The organism is Bradyrhizobium valentinum, assembly GCF_001440405.1.
Taxonomy (GTDB): domain Bacteria; phylum Pseudomonadota; class Alphaproteobacteria; order Rhizobiales; family Xanthobacteraceae; genus Bradyrhizobium; species Bradyrhizobium valentinum.
Map to the genome: position 1 here is coordinate 1 of NZ_LLXX01000236.1, position 21,215 is coordinate 21,215.

Annotated in this window: 21 protein-coding genes and 2 pseudogenes; 4 read left to right on the top strand and 19 right to left on the bottom strand. The window is 60.2% G+C overall.

Annotated features, from left to right (window positions below):
• Nucleotides 1-308: 308 nt before the first annotated feature.
• On the top strand, nucleotides 309-719 hold the full coding sequence (locus CP49_RS40540) for a hypothetical protein (RefSeq protein WP_057855731.1): 411 nt from the start codon (nucleotides 309-311) through the stop codon (nucleotides 717-719).
• 242 nt (nucleotides 720-961) lie between these two features.
• On the opposite strand, the gene CP49_RS48450 is transcribed toward CP49_RS40540, so the two are convergent.
• The 18 genes and pseudogenes from CP49_RS48450 to CP49_RS40620 form a co-directional block, all read right to left on the bottom strand.
• Nucleotides 962-1,495: a hypothetical protein gene (locus tag CP49_RS48450; protein ID WP_082646495.1), complete on the bottom strand. Its 534-nt coding sequence runs from the start codon at nucleotides 1,493-1,495 to the stop codon at nucleotides 962-964.
• A gap of 302 nt (nucleotides 1,496-1,797) precedes the next feature.
• Entirely contained in the window at nucleotides 1,798-2,070 is a 273-nt protein-coding gene (locus tag CP49_RS49570) for a transposase (protein WP_197423369.1), read from the bottom strand.
• A gap of 208 nt (nucleotides 2,071-2,278) precedes the next feature.
• Nucleotides 2,279-2,452, bottom strand: a complete 174-nt coding sequence (gene ccoS / locus CP49_RS42075; RefSeq protein ID WP_063791848.1) for a cbb3-type cytochrome oxidase assembly protein CcoS — start codon at nucleotides 2,450-2,452, stop codon at nucleotides 2,279-2,281.
• The gene (locus CP49_RS40550; protein ID WP_057855680.1) at nucleotides 2,449-4,716 is read right to left on the bottom strand and encodes a heavy metal translocating P-type ATPase; all 2,268 of its coding nucleotides are present in this window, start codon (nucleotides 4,714-4,716) and stop codon (nucleotides 2,449-2,451) included. Before CP49_RS40550 ends, ccoS begins: the two co-directional genes overlap by 4 nt.
• Before the next feature lie 25 nt (nucleotides 4,717-4,741).
• Nucleotides 4,742-5,533: a DUF2189 domain-containing protein gene (locus CP49_RS40555; protein ID WP_057855732.1), complete on the bottom strand. Its 792-nt coding sequence runs from the start codon at nucleotides 5,531-5,533 to the stop codon at nucleotides 4,742-4,744.
• A 19-nt stretch (nucleotides 5,534-5,552) separates the two neighbouring features.
• Entirely contained in the window at nucleotides 5,553-5,774 is a 222-nt protein-coding gene (locus CP49_RS40560) for a hypothetical protein (RefSeq protein ID WP_057855681.1), read from the bottom strand.
• Nucleotides 5,771-6,652: a cytochrome-c oxidase, cbb3-type subunit III gene (gene ccoP / locus CP49_RS40565; protein WP_057855682.1), complete on the bottom strand. Its 882-nt coding sequence runs from the start codon at nucleotides 6,650-6,652 to the stop codon at nucleotides 5,771-5,773. Before ccoP ends, CP49_RS40560 begins: the two co-directional genes overlap by 4 nt.
• Nucleotides 6,643-6,822 (bottom strand): cbb3-type cytochrome oxidase subunit 3, encoded by a 180-nt coding sequence (locus CP49_RS40570; RefSeq protein WP_057855683.1) that lies wholly within the window; start codon nucleotides 6,820-6,822, stop codon nucleotides 6,643-6,645. Before CP49_RS40570 ends, ccoP begins: the two co-directional genes overlap by 10 nt.
• Nucleotides 6,823-6,824: 2 nt before the next feature.
• A pseudogene (gene ccoO / locus CP49_RS40575) lies at nucleotides 6,825-7,556 on the bottom strand (cytochrome-c oxidase, cbb3-type subunit II).
• 6 nt (nucleotides 7,557-7,562) lie between these two features.
• Nucleotides 7,563-9,221 (bottom strand): cytochrome-c oxidase, cbb3-type subunit I, encoded by a 1,659-nt coding sequence (ccoN, locus tag CP49_RS40580; RefSeq protein ID WP_057855684.1) that lies wholly within the window; start codon nucleotides 9,219-9,221, stop codon nucleotides 7,563-7,565.
• 389 nt (nucleotides 9,222-9,610) lie between these two features.
• Nucleotides 9,611-11,314, bottom strand: coding sequence for a SulP family inorganic anion transporter (locus tag CP49_RS40585; RefSeq protein ID WP_057855733.1), 1,704 nt, complete (start codon nucleotides 11,312-11,314; stop codon nucleotides 9,611-9,613).
• Nucleotides 11,315-11,340: 26 nt separating this feature from the next.
• On the bottom strand, nucleotides 11,341-11,745 hold the full coding sequence (locus CP49_RS40590) for a lipid-binding SYLF domain-containing protein (protein ID WP_245311108.1): 405 nt from the start codon (nucleotides 11,743-11,745) through the stop codon (nucleotides 11,341-11,343).
• 49 nt (nucleotides 11,746-11,794) lie between these two features.
• The gene (locus CP49_RS40595; RefSeq protein ID WP_245311109.1) at nucleotides 11,795-12,652 is read right to left on the bottom strand and encodes a DUF2950 domain-containing protein; all 858 of its coding nucleotides are present in this window, start codon (nucleotides 12,650-12,652) and stop codon (nucleotides 11,795-11,797) included.
• 80 nt (nucleotides 12,653-12,732) lie between these two features.
• Nucleotides 12,733-14,368 (bottom strand): annotated as a pseudogene (locus CP49_RS40600) (DUF3300 domain-containing protein).
• 123 nt (nucleotides 14,369-14,491) lie between these two features.
• Nucleotides 14,492-15,802, bottom strand: coding sequence for a TAXI family TRAP transporter solute-binding subunit (locus tag CP49_RS40605; RefSeq protein WP_245311110.1), 1,311 nt, complete (start codon nucleotides 15,800-15,802; stop codon nucleotides 14,492-14,494).
• 40 nt (nucleotides 15,803-15,842) lie between these two features.
• Nucleotides 15,843-17,075 carry an HlyD family secretion protein gene (locus CP49_RS40610; RefSeq protein ID WP_057855688.1) on the bottom strand — a complete coding sequence of 411 codons (1,233 nt, stop codon included), beginning with the start codon at nucleotides 17,073-17,075 and terminating at the stop codon, nucleotides 15,843-15,845.
• Nucleotides 17,068-17,526 (bottom strand): hypothetical protein, encoded by a 459-nt coding sequence (locus CP49_RS40615; protein WP_057855689.1) that lies wholly within the window; start codon nucleotides 17,524-17,526, stop codon nucleotides 17,068-17,070. The genes CP49_RS40610 and CP49_RS40615 overlap by 8 nt, the downstream gene beginning before the upstream one ends.
• 142 nt (nucleotides 17,527-17,668) lie before the next feature.
• The gene (locus CP49_RS40620; RefSeq protein WP_245311111.1) at nucleotides 17,669-18,082 is read right to left on the bottom strand and encodes a hypothetical protein; all 414 of its coding nucleotides are present in this window, start codon (nucleotides 18,080-18,082) and stop codon (nucleotides 17,669-17,671) included.
• Between the two features lie 142 nt (nucleotides 18,083-18,224).
• On the opposite strand from CP49_RS40620, the gene CP49_RS40625 reads away from it, so the two are divergent.
• Together CP49_RS40625 and ppk2 are read left to right on the top strand one after the other, a co-directional pair.
• Nucleotides 18,225-18,680, top strand: coding sequence for a hypothetical protein (locus CP49_RS40625; RefSeq protein ID WP_057855690.1), 456 nt, complete (start codon nucleotides 18,225-18,227; stop codon nucleotides 18,678-18,680).
• Nucleotides 18,681-18,712: 32 nt separating this feature from the next.
• Entirely contained in the window at nucleotides 18,713-19,525 is an 813-nt protein-coding gene (gene ppk2 / locus CP49_RS40630) for a polyphosphate kinase 2 (protein WP_057855735.1), read from the top strand.
• A 95-nt stretch (nucleotides 19,526-19,620) separates the two neighbouring features.
• On the opposite strand, the gene CP49_RS40635 is transcribed toward ppk2, so the two are convergent.
• On the bottom strand, nucleotides 19,621-20,061 hold the full coding sequence (locus CP49_RS40635; protein ID WP_057855736.1) for a hypothetical protein: 441 nt from the start codon (nucleotides 20,059-20,061) through the stop codon (nucleotides 19,621-19,623).
• Between the two features lie 235 nt (nucleotides 20,062-20,296).
• On the opposite strand from CP49_RS40635, the gene CP49_RS40640 reads away from it, so the two are divergent.
• Complete coding sequence (locus CP49_RS40640; RefSeq protein WP_057855737.1) at nucleotides 20,297-21,184, top strand: alpha/beta hydrolase family protein; 888 nt, start codon at nucleotides 20,297-20,299, stop codon at nucleotides 21,182-21,184.
• Nucleotides 21,185-21,215 lie beyond the last annotated feature (31 nt).

Sequence of the window (21,215 nt, forward strand, 5' to 3'; positions counted from 1 at the left end):
CGCTGCGGCGGGGGCCTACCGCGGCGGCTGCGGCTACGACACCTACGGCAACTGGGTTTGCCCGAACCGGCATTATCCATATTGAGTGGCGCGACGGCGTTGACCCTTTGGCCGCGGTGCTGAGCGCCGGTTCACTGGCATATTGCTTGACTCAACGCCGACGGCCATCGCAACCATAACCGCGGTCGCTATAGCCAAGGAACCGTCGCCCAATTCTACTTTGCCGCTGACATCAGCTTTGTCTGTCAGTCTAGTCAATGTTGCCGCGATCAGTTGTTCTTATCACCTTGAATTTTGGAGAAGAGACTATGTCTACAGCGTTCCAACGGGTTGGAGCAGCCATCATGTTGGGCTCAAGCGTTCCTTCGGCGGCCGAAGCGCCGGCGATTGAACTTACAGGCGCATGGGCGACGCATGCGGATCTATGCAGCCAAGTGTTCACAAAGCGGGATAATAGGGTAGTGTATGCCGAGTTTTCCGAGCTTTTCGGTTCGGGTTTCATCATCGAGGGTGACCGGATCAGAGGAAGAACTGGCACCTGTTCCATCAAGTCCAGGAAGCAGCAGGGTAACGGCCTCGAGCTCTCCGCAGCTTGCGCGTCGAGCATCATGACTCAGGACGTCCGATTCAGCCTGACAATCATCAACGACAACAACGTCTCCCGATCATTTCCTGAGATTGCGGGAATGAGCCTGACCTACACAAGATGCGAGCTTTAAACGAACGCCGGGTGCGCTCCTATTATCTGCGTTATAAGCGCTAGCACGGGGGTCGCGGCTATGGGGTCTATCCGGTTCACCACTGTCGCCGCTGGTGGCCTTCTCAAGAACCTCAGCTGCTCCCGGCGGCGGGACTCTGAAGACAATCCTCGCAATGCCGGAAAGTTGGCCTTTAAGTGGAGAGTATTCAACGCGGGAGATTGCGTTTGGCATCGTTAGTGGCGACAGTTAACAGATCCACCTTATCGTAAGTGACCAAGTCCGCCGGCCGCCCCGCGGGGGTTTGTCGAGCCCTCATTTGCTTCTCCCCTTAGACGTTTACGGGTTACAGCAGCTTGGGCCTCCAGATAGCAGGGGCGATACATCGTTGCGAGTTGCCTACCTCGCAGAAAGATCGTGCGCGGAGACAAGCCACCGCGACTGACGATCCAGCGTCGAACCTGCGATGGATACATTGAAAAAAGATCTTTCGTTGCTTCCGGGTTTGGAATAGCCCGTCCCCGAGACCCGAAATCCCAAGCTCCGTGGAAAGCGAGCTCGGCCTTCGGAGTTACACAGATTTTGTTGTAAGGGATCGTGCCGAGAACAATTGTACAGGCCGAGGCGCAGAGGCCATCGATGATGATCGCTTGTCCGGCGGCCCGCAATTTTTCATATCGATCTACATAGCGACCGATCTGCCCGCCTCGATCATTAGTAATCCGAACCACCGCATGGCTTGCGCCTGCATCCGCAAGCAGGAGCGTTGCCGCGAGCATCGCCGTTGGACGATTCATGCCTCTTCCAAGGAAAGCACGCATCCAGCAGACCGTTATAAGGAACCGCATATGCTCATCCTCCCGGTAGCAACGACTAGACAGCAATCCAATCCAACCGGAGGGATCAGCGATGTCGATTGACGCAGATCAAAAGGTCAGGTGCCTTCGAGGGACACTTTCGCGCTCGTTTTTCAGAACGCTACTTCGGAGGGACCAGCCAAAAAATGCACCCTCGGACTCGCGCGCTTCCCCATACCCGCCAGATGTCGAACCAATCCTTCCAGTAGCGCCTTTGGACGGGCTTGTCGAAATCCCCCGGTTCAATGCGTAGTACGTAGTTGGTCGCCGCCTCGATGCGGACCATTTCCTGACCGGCAGCAAGAGCATTGCGGCCGCTTCACACAGCGGCCTCCCGAACCGCAACGCCGCCCTGCTTGCTGATGCGGGCCTTCATAGTCGGTCGATGTTCCGGAATGGTGTCGCGTCGGCGTCAGGCCAAAATGAGATCCAACGTCCGACATGGGCACAAAGTGTTGGAGATCATCGACGCCGACTTTGAACGAAACAGCCGCAACGGAGCCGACGCCAGGCACAGACAGTTATCAAACGGCAGCAGACTGGATCATAATGAGCCGCTTGCAAGAGCAATCGATGCAATCGTTCGTAGCCTCTCGAAGAGGACCCACCCGCCTCGTCGGCGCCACCAGGCGCAAATAGCTGATCAGGTGCGGCATCCACGCTTTCCGACAGCCTTGTTCAGTTAAGCCAGATATTTGGTTTTGCTGTGCATAGCCGCCAGCATCACCGGCCCGGTTCGGTAGTCCGGATAGGAGCATCCGTTTCTTCATGGAGAACGCGTTCGGCAGCCCCGTCAAGATCGTCGTACTGCCCGGTCTTGAGCGACCACATGAACGCTGCGAGAGCCGTGAGGCCGAGACCTAATGCAATCGGTATCAGATAAAAGTAATCCTTCATTCGGCGGCCTCCAGAATGGCTGCCGCCGAAATGGTGTTCGGGGCAGCACTGGCTGGGCTCCCTTCCACGCCCTTCAAGCGAAGCGCGTTGGCAACCACCAGAATTGATGATCCCGACATCGCGATGGCGGCAATCAGAGGTGTCACCAGACCCATGATTGCGATAGGCACCGCCACGACGTTGTAGGCAACCGCGAGGGCCATGTTTTGCCGAATCAAACGTCTAGCCTCGCGCGCGACGGACACCGCGAGAGGTACTGCGAGCAAGCTTTGTCGCAGGAAGACAAAGTCCGCCGCGCAACGTCCGACGTCCGAAGCGGAGGCTGGGGCCATGGACGTATGGGCAGCGCCGAGCGCTGGCGCGTCGTTAAGTCCGTCTCCGACCATGAGAACCTTATGACCAGCCGCAGAGAGCGACTTGATGCGTGCAACCTTCTCGTTGGGCGTCACCCCGCTGCGATATGGAACGCCAAGCGCGGCGGCAACAAGTCCGACCGGTCCCTTGCGGTCGCCAGAAACGATCTCCACTCGAACGCCACTTTGCTGCAGCTTTGCGACGGTAACAGCCGCGTCCGTCCGCAGTTTGTCTTCAAAGCAGAACCCCGTCATCCACTGGCCATTCTGTGTCAGAGCAACCGACGCAGCTCCGACAATCGATTCCGGACTGGCGAGCGCCCACGACGGTTTCCCCAACCGATAGACTTTCGCGCCTGCTTTCGCCTGCAAGCCGAACCCCGCCTGTTCGGTAATATCGTCGAACACGACTGGCGACGGCGTAAGGCCAGCGGCAGCTTCGACGAGCGCCTGTGAATAGGGGTGCCGGGAATGCAAGGCAAGAGCGGCTGCGAGTTTCAAAGACGCGCTATCAATGTGTTCCGCCGAGACTAGGCGCGGCGCGGCCGACGTCAGCGTTCCCGTCTTGTCAAATATGACCGCGTCAATCTCTGCGAGGCGCTCAATCGAGGAACCGTCCTTGACCATGATGCCATTCTTGAACAGCCGTTGCGCGGCTATCACCTGCACGATCGGCACCGCAAGTCCGAGCGCGCAAGGGCACGTGATGATGAGAACAGCGATGGCGATGGTGATGGCGTTGTGCAGATCGCCGGTTGCGACCATCCAGCCGATGAACGTAAGAAACGCCGCGACGTGCACGACTGGCGCGTAGAGCGCGGCTGCGCGGTCAGCGATACGCCGATAGCCGGATCGACCTTGCTCGGCCGCTTCCATCATCCGGATCATTTCAGCGAGGAACGAACTGCTGGCCTTCGCCGTCGCGACAAGCGTTAGCGGGCCGGTGAGGTTCAGCGTTCCCGCGCGCACGGTCGCTCCCACCGTCGCACGCAGCGGCACGCTCTCACCGGAGACCAGCGAAACGTCGAGCTCGGAATCACCCTTGCTCACGGTCGCATCAACAGGCACCCGTTCACCGGCGCCAAGCGTAATGCTCATGCCGGGCACGATCTCCTCGACAGGAAGATAAACTTGGGTGCCATCCGCCTGCACCACGAAAGCACCTCGTGCCGCGAGCCGGACCAGGCTTCTGACGGCCTGCCGTGCCCGTTCCCGCATCATGTAATCAAGCGTGCGCCCGATCAGCAAAAAGAACAGCAGCGAGATCGCGGCGTCGAAATAGGCGTGCGGACCGTGTTGCACCGTCTCGTAGACGCTCATTCCGAAGGCGAGCAGCACACCTAGCGAGATCGGCACGTCCATGTTGGTCCGTCCGTGCCTGAGGGCTCGCCAACCCGACCGAAAAAATATCCGACCGGAATAAGCCAGCGCAGGCAGCGCAATTATCATGGACAACCAGTGGAAGAGGTCTCGGGTTTCGGCTTCAGCGCCTGACCAGATCGACACCGAAAGTAACATGACATTGCTTGAGGCAAAGCCCGCGACGGCAAGCGCCCGTATCAATTCGGACAGCGCGCCGTCGTCCTTGTCGGACTCAACGTCGAACAGATGAGCCTCGAAGCCCGCCCGCTTCAAAGTCTCGACAAACGGGGGCGGGCCGCCGTTTGATTGCCACCTGACCGTCACGCGTTTGGCCGACAGGTTGGCCCGCGCGCTTTCGACGCCCACAAGCCCGCCGAGCGCCTTCTCGATCGTCCGGACGCATGCGCCACAATGAATCGTCGGCACGGCGAGGTCGGTCTGGCGAATGCCATCAGCGACCACGCGGCTCGCGAGCAGGACCTCTTCGTTGCTTGCGCGCGCAGCTGGCAGCGTCGCCGTCAATCCCGCTCCCGAACCGCAACAACCCATCGGAGAGAACTCCAAATGCCTCGCGCTAGGTCTCAGGTCGCATCGTCCGGTATGCGTGCCAGCTTCCATGTCCCAGCACCGGGAAAATTACGATCATGCCCAGCAGTCCGGTCGCGATGCCGATAACAATCAGCACCAGCATGATTGCCGCCCAGGTCAACATGACCGGCATATTGTGCCAGACCAACGCCATGCTGGTGCCCATGGCGGTCAAAGCGTCCGTGCGCTCCGTTAGCAGCATCGGGATGGAGAAGGCGCTGATGGCAAACGCAAACGCCGCAAACACGCCCCCGACGGCGCTGCCGATCAGCAACAACGCCCAGCCGATCTCCGTCGTGAACAGCATGGGAATGATGCGGTCGGGGCCAGGAAAAGGCCGCAGGCCAAAAAACAGCGCATACAGGATGACAGCGGCGCGCATCCACAACAGCGTCAGCAGAAAGAGCAGCACGCCTGCGAATAGAACCTGGCCGCCAGACTCCGGCCTGACGTAGACCATCTGCCACAGGTTGACCGATCTGCCTTCTGCGATGCGCCGGCTCTTTTCGTACAGTCCGATTCCGATGATTGGACCAACGACCATGAAACCGGCAAACGCCGGGAGCAGGATGTAGTCCCAGCGAAGCGCGAATAGGCCGACGACGGTTACGACGGAGACCAGAAACACGAGAACCCCGTAACTGATGCTGGCTGCCGGATCGATTGTGAAGTCGCGCCAGCCGGCCGAGAGCCAGTCCAAAGCGGCTGCGGGAGCGACGTTTCGCTTCCAGGTCCGCGCGCGTGGCAGAGGTGGAACAACGGCCGGTATCGGCGTCATCATTGGTCTCCCTGCTGTCTCATCGCGGTGTGCACGACGATCGTGCAGCGCTGAACTTTCCATCCTTCGCGGAGCCCTCGCCCTGGCGCACATGCGCGACGCATTCCGGCTGCGACACGATGGCCACATAAACGAGGTGAGAATTGGCGATCAGTAGCAGCAACAGCCCGGCGCCGATCGCGACCCAAAGAACGGCCTTTGTTCGGATCTGCCTCGTTGTTGCTGCGCCAGTCGCACTCATGGCTCGCTCCGGCGAAGGTCGAACAGATAGAGCGCAAGAACTTTGCGGTCGAGCGGAGAGAGCCTTCTGTCCCAACTTGGCATGTGGCCTTGCCGGCCGCGCCACACAGTCTCGTAGATCGACTCGACGTCGCCACCGTAAATCCAGGATCGGTCCGTCAGGTCCGGTCCACCCAGATCAGTTTTGCCCTTGGCGTCGTCGCCATGGCAGGTGACGCAATTAGCGGCGAAAACGGCCTTGCCGGCCTCGATTTTCGCCGCGGACACATCTTTGGCGACAGTTGGGTCGGAAAGGCTGCGCACATAAGTCACGACGTCGTCGATCTCACCCTTCTTGAGTATCTGATCGCGCCCGAATGCCATCATTTGCGAGGTCCGGCTTTGCGGGTGGGCCGAATTGATGCCGACGCGGATCGTTTCGGCGATGCTTTCGGGATCGCCGCCCCAAAGCCATGACGCTGTCGTCAAGTTCGGGAAGCCCTTGCCGCCCTGTGCGTTCGATCCATGACATGGCGCACAGTTGTCACCGAACAGCGTCCGACCGGTTTGCCGAACGTTTTCCATCAAACGGGGGTCGGCCTGGATTTGCTTGAAGCTTTCAGCCTCAATGCGTTTGGACCAGGCGCCGCGTTCAAGCGCGGCCTGCGCCAGGCTTTCACTGACGGTGGTGCGCTGATCGATGCCGAGCAGGCCCTTCGTATAGGTCACCCCGAGCGGCCATGCTGGCATCAGCACCCAGTAAACGACGGAGAACAAGGCCGTTACAATCAGGAAGAAATAGACTGGCCGGGGTACCGGCGAATTCAATTCCTTGATGCCGTTCCATTCGTGACCGGTCGTCATGTAGCCGGTATGGGGATCGCGTTCGCCTACCGCCATGGCTCATCCTTGTGCGGCTTGTCCTCGTGCCCGAGAATCGATTGCGCCGCCTCGTCGAACTGCTTCTTGTTCGACGGCCAGTACGCGTAGGCGAGGATGATGATCGAAAGCCCGATCAGGTAGAACAGACCGAATGACTTCGAGAACCAGACCACAAAATCGTTGTCCATAATCAACCTCCCGCCGCGGCGACCGGCTTGTGCGCAGCGTCAGTCAGCCTGCCGAGAATTTGCAGGTACGCGACCAAGGCATCGAGTTCGGTCAGCACGCCCGGCTTGCCGTCGAAGGCACGCACATTGGTCGCCGCGCCGTAACGCTTGGTAACCCCTTCGGCGTAGGGCGTATCGGGCGTCGCCTGCCCGTAGGCATCGGACCTGGCGTTGGCAATCATGTCGTCGGTATAGGGCACGCCGACCTTGCGAAGCGCAGCCAGATGAACGCCGAGGTCGTCAATGCGCAGTTCAGTGCGACCGAGCCAGGAGTAATGCGGCATGATTGACTCCGGCACGACATCCCGGGGGTTGTTGAGATGCCGCACGTGCCATTCGTCCGAATATTTGTTGCCCATGCGCGCTAGGTCGGGCCCGGTCCGCTTCGATCCCCACAGCATGGGATGATCGTATTTGGATTCAACGGCGAGCGAATAAGGGCCGTAGCGTTCCACTTCGTCGCGCAACGTCCGGATCATCTACGAATGGCAGGCGTAGCAGCCTTCCCGGATGTAGATATTGCGGCCTGCGATCTCGAGCGGCGTGTAAACCCGCATGCCCGGGGCGTCCTCGACGGTCTGATGGATCGTGAACAACGGTATGATCTCGACCGCACCGCCAATGCTGGCAACGCCGATGATGGCGAGCAGAAAGCCGATGGTCTTGCGCTCAAGACGGTAATGCAGGTTGAACATGCCGGGTCACTCCGCCGGTTGAGGCGCGGAAAGGCCTGCGAGCGCGGGAACGGGATGATCGGCAACCCGTTCGTCGGCCGGCTGATCGGCCGTCCGTATCGTCATCCAGATGTTGTAGCATGCGACCAATGCGCCGATCAGGAACAGCAGGCCGCCGATAGCGCGCGCGACATAATAGGGATGCATCGCAACCAGGCTGTCGACAAAGGAATAAGCAAGCGTTCCGCTTTCATTGTAGGTCCGCCACATCAGCCCCTGGATGATGCCAGAATTCCACATCGCGAAAACGTAGACCACCGTTCCGGCAAGTGAGAGCCAGAAGTGCACTTCCACCAACCTGCCCGAATACATCCGCTCGCGCTTCCAAAGCCACGGCACCGATGCATAGATCGCGCCGAATGTAATCATTGCGACCCAGCCGAGCGCGCCAACGTGCACGTGGCCGACGGTCCAGTCGGTATAGTGCGACAGCGAGTTGACGGAACGAATGGCCATGAATGAGCCTTCGAACGTGACCAGGCCGTAAAACGCGGCCGCGGCCATCATGAAGCGCAGGGTCGCGTCGTCGCGCACCTTGTGCCAGGCACCATTCAGCGTCAGCAGCGCGTTGCCGGCCGATGCCCATGAAGGAACCAGCAGCATGACCGAAAACGTCATGCCGAGCGTCTGGACCCAATGCGGAAGCGCGGTGTAGTGCAGGTGATGCGAACCTGCCCACATGTACATGAAAGTGATGCCCCAGAAGCTGATGATCGACAGCCGATAGGAGAAAATCGGGCGGCCGGCACGCACCGGAAGGTAGTAGTACATCATGCCGAGGAAGCCGGCGGTCAGGAAGAACGCGACCGCGTTATGCCCGTACCACCACTGCGTCATCGCATCCTGGACACCGGAAAATGCCGAATAGCTCTTGGCCTGACCGATTGAAACCGGGACGGCGAGGTTGTTGACGATGTGGAGAATCGCCACGACCAGGATGAAGGCCATGTAGTACCAATTCGACACATAGATATGCGGCTCCTTCCGGCGAGCCAGTGTGCGCAGATAGATGATGAAATAGGTCACCCACACAATTACCAGCCAGATATCGGCATACCATTCCGGCTCGGCATACTCCTTCGACTGCGTGACGCCCATCAGGTAGCCGGTTGCCGCGATGACGCAGAACAGGTTGTAGCCAAGCAGAACGAACCACGGGCTCAACTGGTCCGGCAGGCGCGCACGCGAGGTTCGTTGCAGCACATAGAAGGACGTAGCGATCAACGCATTGCCGCCGAAGCCGAAGATCACGCCGGAGGTATGCACCGGACGGAGGCGGCCGAAGCTCGACCAGGCGGCGTCGAATGTCAGGTTCGGATTAACAAGCTGCCATGCAATCCAGTCACCGACAAAAAGGCCCGCGACGACCCACACCATCGCGAGGACTATCCCCATTCGGCTGGGATCGTCGAAATAGCGGTCGAGCCGGCTGTCGTCGGGCTCGGGTGCGTAGTAGCTGGAAATGACACCGAACGTGCCGGCGATGCCGGCGAGCAACACGATGGCGCCATGAACGCCTAGCGGGTCGCCGCCCCCGGCAACCGCCATCGCGAGTCCACACAAGGAAATCGCGAGTAGAATGATCAGCGCAAGCTGTCGTTCGTTTCTTGTGAGCTGGGCGACCATCCTGGAGCTCCAAACGAAAGGGGATGCCAGCAGTCTTCTTCAAAACCCCGAAGTGCCGCTTGACAGCCATTTCACAACTGTCAATTATCCCAACGCTACAATACAATCCAAAGGCAACATCCGGACGCGTCAGCGCATTCACACATGCGCTTTGGCGATGTCACCAGCAGGTCACCTCTGCCGCTTCCGCTCTTGATCTAAATCAAGTGTCAACGCACTTCGCTGCGGCGCACTCAGCACAGCGACGCCTCGACAAGCGACAGGCAATACCGGTCACTTCGGGCCGACGCTGAACGACGCCGAAATACTTATTCTTGTCTGAGTGACCATTGAGCCACAGATAGCCGCACCGATCGATCAGAGCGAATAGTCCGATCGCCCGAAATCTCTCAGGGCCGCTGGGGATCGGCGCGGAGCACTGTCTCAATTGTCGTTGTTCGATCAAGTCTGCCAACTTTGGATTCGACGCCGTCGGCTCGCAACAATTCGCGCACGGCCCCATGGGCCCCGATGATACGCAGGCCGATTTTGTGCCCGACAAGTTCACCATGGAGCCTGTGCAACATCTGTGCTCCCGCGAGGTCCATGTATGGCGAGGCGGAAAGATCACAGACAATCAGACGGAGCGCGTGCAGGTCGGCTTGCCAGAGACGGGTCAAGACCGTTTCCATAACTGCGTCGGCGTTGACGTAGATCAGCGAAGCTTCGGGACGAAAAACGATCACGCCGGGCAGCGGCTCATTCTCGGGGTGACGCGCCAGGTCGGAAAAGTTGTTGGTACCGGGAATACGGCCGAGAAAGGCGACGTGCGGACGCGACACCCGGGCGAGCAGCAATAGTATTGAAGCTAGTGCAGCAAGCAGGATGCCCTGGAGTATCCCAAGGAGCAGGACGGCTCCGAGCGCGATCGCCGCTGCGTAGAAGTCTAGCCGGCTCAAACGCCACATGCGGAGCAGTGCCGGGAAGTCCAGCAAGCCATACACCGCGGTCAACACCACGGCCGCCAGCACCGCCTTTGGAAGATTTTCCAACAAGCCAGTCAGAAAGAGCAGGCAAAGCGCTAGGGCGATCGAGGCAAAGACCAGCGCCAGCGGTGTGCGCGCACCCGCCTTATCGTTCACCGCCGACTGCGAAAGCCCGCCGGCCACGGGATAGCCATGCCCCATTGCGGCTGCGAGATTGGCTGCGCCGAGGCCGAGAAGCTCTTGCCTTGGATCGAGGGCGTAGCCGTGCTTCGCGGCGAAGGTGCGAGCAGCCGAAACGCTTTCGATGTAGGCCAGCAACAGGCAACCAGCGGCCAACGGAACAATTCCCTCGACATCGCGCAACCTCAAAGCTGGACCGCCCAGGGTCGGCAGACCGGCCGGGACTTCTCCCGTCGTCGGCACCCCGAGCGCGGGAAGTCCGAGTATCGTGGCAGCCACAATCGCCAGCGCGACGACCCCGAGCGCGACGGGCTTTCCCGGCGCCAAGCGCTCGCCGAGCACAATTAGTCCGACCGCTATAATACCAACCAAGAGAACAATGTATTGCACTTGGCCGATCTGCGCCGAGAATGCCCATGCCCTGTCAAAAAAGTTATGCCCCCCACCTGCAACGCCGAACAGACTTGGCAACTGGGTCATCGCGATGGTTAGGCCCGCGCCAGCCTTGAAGCCTACAAGGACACTGTCGCTGATCAACTTCACCAGCGTGCTCAACCGAAACAGCCAGGCGATCACGCAAAGGGCCGCGACCGTGAAGCCTGCGAGGCTGGCAATCTGGAAGTAGCGCTGCGCGTCGCCATCAGCCATTGCCCCCACCGTCCCGGCAATCATGAGTGAAATGGCGGAAGTCGGTCCGATCGCAAGCTGGCGCGAAGATCCGAGCAAGGCGTATCCCAGACCACCAAGCATATAACCGTAGACGCCAACCTGCGGGGGTAGACCCGCGAGTCCCGCGTAGGCCAGCGACACCGGAATTCCGTAGGCGGCCAGAGTTACTCCAGCGACGATGTCGCTGAGTAGCCAGGATGGCTGGTATTCAGCCAACCAACGGGACGGCGGGAATCGCCAAAGCCAAATTCCCGCTTTCGGACGTCTTGGCAGACCCATCATGCGGCACCCGGCCATGCGCTGGCTTACTGAAGCGAAATTCTGATGCCACTCCGATTAGCTGCAAATTCCAGGCCCGCCGTGAGCCCCTGCAGCGAGATCGTCACGCCCTTTGCATTCGTCATGTGAACCCCGCCGACGCCACCGACCAATGCGCCGCTGCCGCCCACGGCGTCATAGGTACCGGCAAAATCCTTCACTTCGCGTAGCCCGGAAACGTGCCCCGTGAGTCGCATCGCTGAGGCGCCGGCCGTAATGCCCAGACTTAAGCCCGAAACCCGGAAAGGATAGTCGCGACCACGGTATGTCAAAACTCCGCGTCCTCTACCCGCACCGACGATCAGGCCCGCCTTCGCGAACGCGACGCTAACTTGACCCATCGCTTGGGCTTGCGATGGTGTGGGCAATCCAGCGATCAACAGGACCAGCATCGCAAGCCCCGCTGCACATTTACCCATCGCACTCGCGCTCCCGAATTCGTCAGCGATCCGGTACGTCGACCTTTTTCCAGGTCTGGTCGGGATCGAACCACATCATGCGGCTGACAAGCCTCATTGTGTAGTCACCCAAATCTTTCTGGTAGACAGTGCCTGAATGATTCACGAGGAAGGTCATCACGCCTGAATTGCCGTACTCCGCAGGATAGGCGAGAAGCGCATATCCCCCGATCATCTTGCCCTTGACGACGTACTTCAGCGTGCCGCCGGGGGCATTCGGCCCTTGCTGCGTCAGGATCCGATAATAGTAGCCGTGATACGGCGTGCGCCCTTCCCCGGCCTTGTATCCTTCGGCCGAGGCCTGTGCGACGAATTCGCCTAGCGGACTTGCATCGCCATCAGATGCGGGCCAGTAAAGACCGTCTTTCTTGCCGGACGAGCTGACGATGCGCTGCGCATAAACGCCGGGACCGACCCCGGTGCGATCCTTTTCCGCATACTCGTTCTGCGCATCGACATAAGCGAGGCAGGTCTGAATCGCGTCCAGTTCGTTGCGTCCAATACGCCGGTACAGGATTTCAAGCCTGCCAGCAGCCGTATCGAATTTCCACCCGGCCTTCTGGCGGGTAAGCGGAATCGGGAACGGGAAGTCATCGGCTCCGATGACCAGAGAAGCCTTTTCGCCTTCGATGATCACATTGTGCTTGGCGTCGTAAGCCCCTACGAACCGTTCCCGCGCTTCGCGATCCGCCACTTCATCTCCGGAGAACATGATGTCCTCCGCATCCCGGCCGAGCACCTTGCGGATATCTCTCGTGGCTCCCGATTTGACGGCAGTGGCAAGGGCTGTCGCACCATCCTCCGGTGTCTTGAAGACTTGCTGAGCATTGGCGAACGACATCGCGAGCAGCAGAATGACGGCTGCCGTGACAACGGCGGCGTGCGTCCGACAGCCTAGTGTCAACCGAAGCCTGGTCATTGTTACATCCTCGCGCGTATGGGGATCTGCGCGCCGGCTGCGAACCAATCCTTGTAGGTGAGGAACTTGATTCCGAGCCTGTCGTAGTGAACCTGGAGATAACCGTCGTCGCCGCGCGTCACCGCGCCAGGCATGACCGCTTGCACTTCCTGCGCCATGACCCCGACATAGGCCTTTTCGTTGCCGAGATAGCTGAAGCGGTAATAGCCGAGGCCGTTGTCCAGATGCCCGAGCAGCACGACGTCGTGTTTCAGCGCGATATCGGAGCGCCGGCCGCCACCGCCGCCGCGACCTCCACCGCCGCCAAACCCTCCGCCGCCGCGTCCGCCGCCGGCAAACGCTGCACCGCCGCCTCCACCGCGGAAGCCGCCGCCAGCCATGCTTGCGCGTGACACACCGGCGCTGGCAAAACTTGCCTGGCCGCGGGCAGAATGAGCATTGGCTGCCCTGCCCGACGACACGTTCCTGATCGCCGTATCGCGCCCGGCCTTGTTGCCCGCGCCGGTAGCGCGGCTGCGGTCGGCTGTCTTGGCGCGATCACCTCCCTTGGCGCCATCACCTGCCTTAGCCCGATCACCTGCTTTGGCGCGATCACCGGCCTTCGCGGTCGCCTCCTTTGGCACGATCACTGGCTGCGCGGTCACCAGCCCCCGACCGATCGGCGCCTGCGCGATCGCCGGCACGATCACCCGCGCCTGCGCGGTCCTTTCCAGTGTCGAGCACCTTCTGGCCGTCGCGGCCGCGAAAATCCATCCGGTCCGCGGCGCCGGTCCGCAGGTTGTTGTTGCCGAATTTCTGCTGAACGCCGGCATTGCTATATCGGACGCCCTGACGGTGCGCCGGATTGTGCTGCCAGTTATTTCCGATGTTGGTCGCCCTGTTGTAGTGATTGACGTAGAGGTTGCGGTTACCCCAGTTGAAGCCGCCGCCCCAGTAATTGCCCCAGCGTCCGATCGCCCAGCCGGCACCAAACGCCAGCCCTGCGGCAATCACGCCGGCGCCGATATAGGATGGATAGCCGAAATAATACGGCGGATATTCCGCATAGGGCCAGTCACCATACACCGTCGCGGGATCGTAGTAGGGAACGTAGACCGTATCGGCTTGGGCTTGCTCGATGACGATCACCTCCTTGTTCTCCTGCTGCTGAACGCTGACCTTCTGCTGCTTGTTGGTGACGAGCTTGTTGCGAGCGTGCGCCTTTGCGCGCAGCCGCTGGACCGCGTCCATCACGTCGGGCTGCTGCGCCAACACGGCATCGCCGAGATTCTTGGTCCAGTCGATCTTGTCGCTCATCATCGCGAGAACATCGGGCGTGCCGGCTAGCGCCTTGACGCTGTCGTCCCATACCTGCTTGTCGACCGCCGTCTTGAGCGCATCGCCTTTCAGGTTCTTGTTGGCTTTCACCCAGCGGTCGGCCTGCACGGCCTCCAGGGGATAAGTCGAAGCCGCCAGCACATTGGCGAGCAACTCATCGGGGTAAAGCGCGACCGGCGCGACCAGCGCATCGAGCTGCTCGGGTTTCAGCAAGGTCTGCTCAGGCTGCGGCGATTTGATATCGGTTGCCTGCGCCGCCGCCATGCCCGGAATAGCGATCATGATCGCTAATGCCAGCAGAATTTTCCCGCAACGCAACATGGTCTTGTCTCCATTGCCGATCGGGACAAGCCAACGACCGAAACGGCACCGCACCTTTGATCAGTATCAAAGCTCTGGGTTCGACGCGAACGGCATGGGTCGATTGGGGACGGCTGCGCTTGATTAAGCCATCGCCTTGCCGCCGGACCGCGCGGCCAGCAGCGTCCGGCGATCATGAACGAGGCTCTGAAGGCGGTGCGCAGCCACGTTTAGGGTGGTGACATCAAGCGCGTTTTCGTCCCCGGCCGCTGCCTTCACGCGTTGCATCTGGAGGACCTTGTCGATCTCACGCTCGATCTCAGACAGCTCCGACTCGCCATCCGCCGTTCTTATGCGGCGACCGAGGGCATAGAGTGAATCCAGCGCTTGTTCGCTCTTTCGGGGTTCGCCTTCGCGAAGAAACTTCCACGCCGCCGCACCCACCGAGACCAGTGCGCCGAATATCATCGGGGCCAGAAAGATGGCGTTTCCCCATTGATCCAGAAAGCTCTCCTGTGTGCCGTTGTAGAAGGCGGCAGCACCGGGATGGACCGGAAGATACGCATCCGATTCGGTGCTCGGCGCGGTGATCTGCGCCAGCATCGGCAGTTCGCCGAGCAGGTCCCTGCGCGCCTTCATCAACGCCTCGGCCAACGCGCCGGCCTGATCATTGTCGAGCTGCTTGCCGGCTACCACGTAGAACGAAACCCTGAGCGTGGTCAGATCGTCGCTAGGAACTGGCGGCGAACCCCGCAGCGTTCCTTTCGGAACATCGAAGCTTTCGTAAGCGCGGTGTTTCTCCGCAATGGCACCGGCCGCATCGATAGGGATAAGGACCGGCGCCGTCTTGGGGTTCTGCAGAAAGAAGCCACGCAGCAGTGCCAGGTATTTCTCAGCTAGCGGAACGACGATCAGGAGTGCGCGCACCTCTTTGGCTTCGAGCGCGCGCCGCGTCTCCGCCGGCGCGAGGTTGCGGAATGACACATTGGCGCGGCCAAGGTTGTACTCCTCCGTGAGGGCGCTGACGATCTTCCGGTTCATCTCGCCGCCGACCACGCCGACGGTGACGCGCTTCAAGCCGGCGATGTCTGTTATCGAGGATCCCGGGGGTACAACGAGCAATACGACGGCGCGTGCAAGGACAATAATGGCCTGCGCCTGCGACAGGTCGCCAACATCGCCGCGCACGACGGCAAGATCGGCCTTGTTCGACGAAAACATGTCGGCCGCCTCCAGCGCGCTCGTCGTTTCCAACAATTTGAGACGCACCGGCGCATTCGCGGCAGTGAGCCGGCTCGCCAGAGCCGACATCAATTTCGTGGCCTCCCCGTCGAGCGATCCGACGGCGACGGTCAGCGTCGTCGGATGAATATACCAGCGGTAAGCGAACAGAGACGCCCCCGTCACCAGAACGAAAACGCCTGCGACAAGGACCATCCGAAGCCACGACGGCATTCTGACCGATTCCATATGGCCTCACTGTTCGCAGCATCTGTCAGTGGCCGCTCAGCACCAGAGTCTTGATCGGCAGCAGCAGAGCCTGGATCCGCAGCAACATGGCGTGAACAAGCCCGACGGCATCGATCGCATGCAATCCGAAGCTCTTCGCCGTGCTGAGCTTGCCGGAAGAAATCAGCTCGTGATTGCTGGTGTAGGCGTTGACGATGCAGCTGCTTCCCGCCGTCACGCCCTCGAGTCCACCCTTGTAGAGCGGCTCCAGAAACACGAGGATCGTCCCCGGCCTTAGGACATTCTGCGCTTCGATGAGTTGCTCTCCGCCGCGAAACTGACCTGCCGCGATATAGTCCTGAACGCCAGTGACGACCATCGGGATGACGGTCCATGGCTTGGAGATGCACGCCGCCTCGGCCACCATGCCGACCCTCATGACCTGGGCTTCGATCTGCCCGAAGCCGGCCTGCAGCGATCGTTGCCCTGCTCCTTCCGGAATCAGGATTCCAGCGGGCCGCATCAGCGGATTGACGACGTCTCCGACGCGAAGGAAGAACTGCTCCACACGCCCTGCCACGCCGGCCCGGATGAACGTCTTGTCATAATCGACCTGCGCCTGCGCCAGCGCGGCCTCCGCACTCGCCTTCTCGGCAGGCAGAACGGTCGAGACGCGCAATTCTGCGGATTGTTTTGAAGCGCTGGCGGCATCGAGCGATCCCTGGCGTCCGTCGACCATGACCTGCAGCTTTTCGATGTCGCGCTGCGGCACGATCCCCGGGTTGCGCCGTTGCAGCTCGCTCTTCACCTGCAACTCATCCTGAGCCTGCTGAACGGAACTCTTCGCCTCCTGGATCTGGGCTTCTGTTTTCAGCACTTCCACTTGTGCTGCAACCAGCGCCGCGTCGACTTCGGCGATCTTCCGCCGGGCGGTCTCCAGCGCCGCCTCCTGCTTGGAGCTATCCAGCCTGAAGATGACGGCGTCTTTGGCGACGGGGGCGCTGTGTTCGAAACGGACCTCAGCGACACGCCCCGATGTTTCGGGGACGATCGGCACCGTCCTGAAGAACAAAGTCGCGGTGTTGCTCGACGGGTGGAAGTAGAAGATCAGTGTGATGAGCGATATCGTGAGCATCAGGCAGGCGACGATGCCCCACCTCAGTTCGAACCAGACCGAAAAGAACGTAATCTCCTTGCCGAGACGCTTGCCTTGCACGAAGCGACGGTACAGGTAGTCCGGCAGTATCGTGAGCATGGAGCAGAGCATCAGCTCAAGCATGGCGGTGCACCTCCTTCTTCGGCGCGCGCGGTTTCGGCTCTTCGGTCACCGCGAGGGTTGGCGCGTGGCCGGCCTCACCAGACTCCTCAGCGACAACGTCGCTTGACGGACCACCGGCGATTTTCTCAACCGAACCTGCGATGCTTCGCAGTGGCGTGCCGAAGTCCGGAAGGTCGATCAGTGCAAGCAACAGAGCTGCGATCCAGAACAGGTGCACATGCGTGAAGAGCGCCAGGAGCCCAAGGACCGCAACAATCTCGAACTGCAGCTTCTGCGATTTGTGAGCCATCCGTTCGGGCAGCGAGTGCAGTTTCAGATAGAAGTTGCCAACCGACAGCACGGCGACAATCAGGAAGACACCCATCACGACCATCCAAACGTCCGTGTCGCTGGGCGCCGTGATGAAACCGGGCAAGTGGTGCGGAGCTAGTGGATGAAGCTGATCGCTCAAATTTCCCTCCACTTCTTAAGCCACGATGGGTCCCAGAACCCGGCGCCCCTCTTAAGTCCCACCAATACTGGGCGGCAACCGCGCCCGACCTTTGATATGAATCAACCCGCCGGGGCTCCGCCTGCTCCTCAAAGGCCAACGATCAGATCGGACAACGGTGATAACTGATCGCCATATCTTCGATGCCCGGAAACATCCGCGAAATTTTGTTCGGCTCGAGCATCTTGAGGCTGAACTGAACGTTGGAAAGCATGATGTCGGTCGCACAGCCTGCGATGATGTTTACGGTGTCGCCATCCTCTTTCCTGGCCTTGATCTTGCATCGGGCAAATTTGCCCCTGAGACGATCGGCTTCAACGATGAACCCGCCGCCGTGCTGATCTGACAGTGCGGTGAACTCAATCTGCTTCGCGCGCCCCTTCCTGACGAACACGTTACGGCATTCGTCCGCGCTGGTTGCCCACGCCCCGGAGAGATCAACGGCACCTGCCTGCCTCGGACCATGCAGACCCGTAACCATTGCAGCGGCGACTGCGAACTGAAGTAACCGGTTCATGCCATCCCCCTCAGCTCAGCCGGGCGCTGCCGCAAATTGAAATCGCGCGGCGTCGCAGACGCTTGATTTGGATCAAAGGAACGCTCTCGCCACAGACGTTAGCTATCGGCTCAGGCGCGACGGTCATAGAGGAGGATCAGCCATGCCCGAAAAAATCGACGACCTGCTGCCGACGGCAAAAGATATCCAGAAGCAAGCCGCTCTCCTGGAGGCCGAAAAGGCCGAACAATATGCCCGCCGGGCGGCCGCGGCCGAATCTGAAAAGCGCAAGCTGATCGAAAAACTGAGCAAGCCGTCGGGCCTGACCGAAGACGAAAAGGTCAAGCTTGCCTCGACCGTTATCCAGCGTGCGGTGCGAAATGGGCTGACCGAAGTTCAGGTCTATCGGTTCCCCAACACGCTGTGCACCGACAACGGCCGCGCCATCAATCAGCAGGAGAAGGGCTGGGAAAAGACACTTACCGGAATAGCGCAGGAAATCTTTCAGCTCTGGTCCGACTACCTGAAGCCGCGTGGCTATCGGATCCGATATCAAATCATCGATTTTCCGGGAGGCGTTCCGGGTGACATCAGCATTGTGATCGCTTGGGGTGAGTGATTGCCTTTCTGTTGCGCGAAACGAGTCATGCTATGTCTAAAGACAAGGCAGTTTCGTCGAAATTGAAGCGGAAGGATTACGAGAAGGAGCTGCGGAAGCTTCAGGTCCAGTTATGCCATTTGCAGGAATGGGTGAAGGAAAAGAAACTCAGGGTCATCATCCTGTTCGAAGGCAGGGATGCCGCCGGCAAGGGCGGCACGATCAAGGCGATCACCGAGAAAGTCAGCCCGCGCGTGTTCCGCGTCGTCGCACTCCCCGCGCCTTCGGACCGCGAGAAGTCGCAGATGTTCATGCAGCGCTACATGCAGCATTTTCCTGCCGGCGGCGAAATCGTCATCTTCGATCGCAGCTGGTACAACCGCGCCGGCGTAGAATATGTCATGGGCTTCTGCACGGAAGACGAACACGACCGCTTCCTGTCTCTCTGCCCTCAAATCGAGCAATATGTGGTGGACGGCGGCATCATCCTGATCAAGATCTGGCTTGAGGTGGGAATGGATGAGCAAGAGCGACGCTTCCGGGCCAGACTCGATGATCCGCTCCGGCAATGGAAATTGAGCCCGATGGATATCGAATCTTATCGCCAATGGTATGCATATTCGCGCGCACGCGACTTGATGCTCAAGGAGACGAACTCGAAACATGCGCCATGGCTGATCATTCGCTCCGATGACAAACGGCGCGCGCGGCTGAACTGCATCGCGCATCTGTTAACGGCCATTCCATACAAACGAGTGAACCGCGACAAGATCAGGCTGCCGAAGCGTTCCGACAAAGGCCGCTATAACGATCAGCAGAGCTTGGGCGACATGAAACTCGTCAAACTCGTCGCCGAGCAATACTAGGCGAGCAATACCAGGATCGAGTTCCAGCGCAATCGTCGAACGCATCACACCGGGCCGCGGCTGGGGAGCGTTCGACGCGCGCCCCGACGGCGCAATCATTTCATGGCGACGGTGACCCCGCCCATGGCGGCCGACAATTCCACGCCAACCTTTGGACCGCTGAGCTGCAGGATGACGCCCTTGGCATTCCGCAACTGCACGCTGCCAGCCCCCGCCGCTAGCGCGCCACCGGCGCCGACCACGGCGTATGTCCCGGCAATGTCACCGGGACTCCTCAGGTTCAATGCCCTGCCCACCAGCTTGGTGGTCGATGCGCCAACGGTGAAGCCGAGGCTGGCCCCTGAAACTGTGAACGGATAGTTTTTGCCTCGGAAGGTCAGCACACCCTCACCACCTCCGACGCCCACGATAAACCCACCTTTGGTGAACACAACGCTCACCCGCCCTACTTCCGCCAGCGCCGATGTCGCAACGGCCGCAGAAGTCAGTAATCCAAACAGGGCTACCACAACTGATCGTCTGCGATGCAACATCATCATTATTCACTCCCGGAGGGGTTGAGCCCGGGCCCACTGTGGCCCGGAGCTGACATTGCCGGCTGGCTAGTGCTCCTGACGGTCCTCGGCTTCGTCATCGTAAGATGCGCCTATGCCAGATGGGGCCGCTACCGGCCTACTCCGTTGATCCAGATCAATGTCGCCAGCTTCCGTCAGGAAAGGCTTTCGCTATCTGACGATCACCGCCAGCGTCGGCACAACCAGGATGCACGGCATGCTTCGATATCTGCTGCGCGTTCTTGTCGTGTACACAGTGGCTATCCTGTTACCAGCTGTAGCTGTCTTCGCTGATGATCGGCCCGCAGATCAGACCATCCAGGAGGAAGTGTGGGCGATCCCGGTCACGCTGCCTACGATCGCGTATGTGGTCCGGCCCGTTGGGAAGGGTCCGTTCCCGCTCGTGGTCATGAACCACGGTGTTTCGATGAACCAACGAGAGCGCGGCTTCTTTCCGCTCGTTGAGTTCAGAGACGCGGCGATGTGGTTCGCCCGGCGGGGCTACATGGTCGTTGCACCCACCGGCTCCGGATATGGCGCAGCCGCACTCGATAGCCCGGAACGCGGCTTGTACTCCCTGTTCTTTTCAAAAGTCGGCAGTTGCGACAATCCGAACTTCCGCGATGCCGGGCGCGCGGTGGCCCTGATCGACAAATGGATCATCGAGTACATGACGGATCAGAAGCTGATCGTGCCGGACAATGTTATTGTCGTCGGCCAATCGGCGGGCGGCTGGGCCGCCATCGCGCTGTCGAGCGAGAACCTTCCAGCGGTGCGCGCAATCGTTGCATTCGCCGCAGGCCGCGGCGGGCGCGTCGGCGGCAAGCCCAACAACAATTGCGCGCCTGATAAATTGGTCGCGGCAACCGGGGAATTCGGACGTACCGCTCGCACTCCCATGCTGTGGATCTATATCGAGAACGATACGTTCTTCGGCCCGGAATTATCCAGGCGAATGCACGAGGCCTACACCGGGGCGGGTGGAAACGCCGAATATCACCTGCTCTCTCCGTTCGGCAATGAGGGACATTTTCTGGTCAGTTCGCCCGACAGCCTCCCGATGTGGGCGCCGTTGGTCGGAGCGTTCCTGGACAAGCGCAGATGAGATTGACGCCGGCAGAACAACGGGGGCAAGC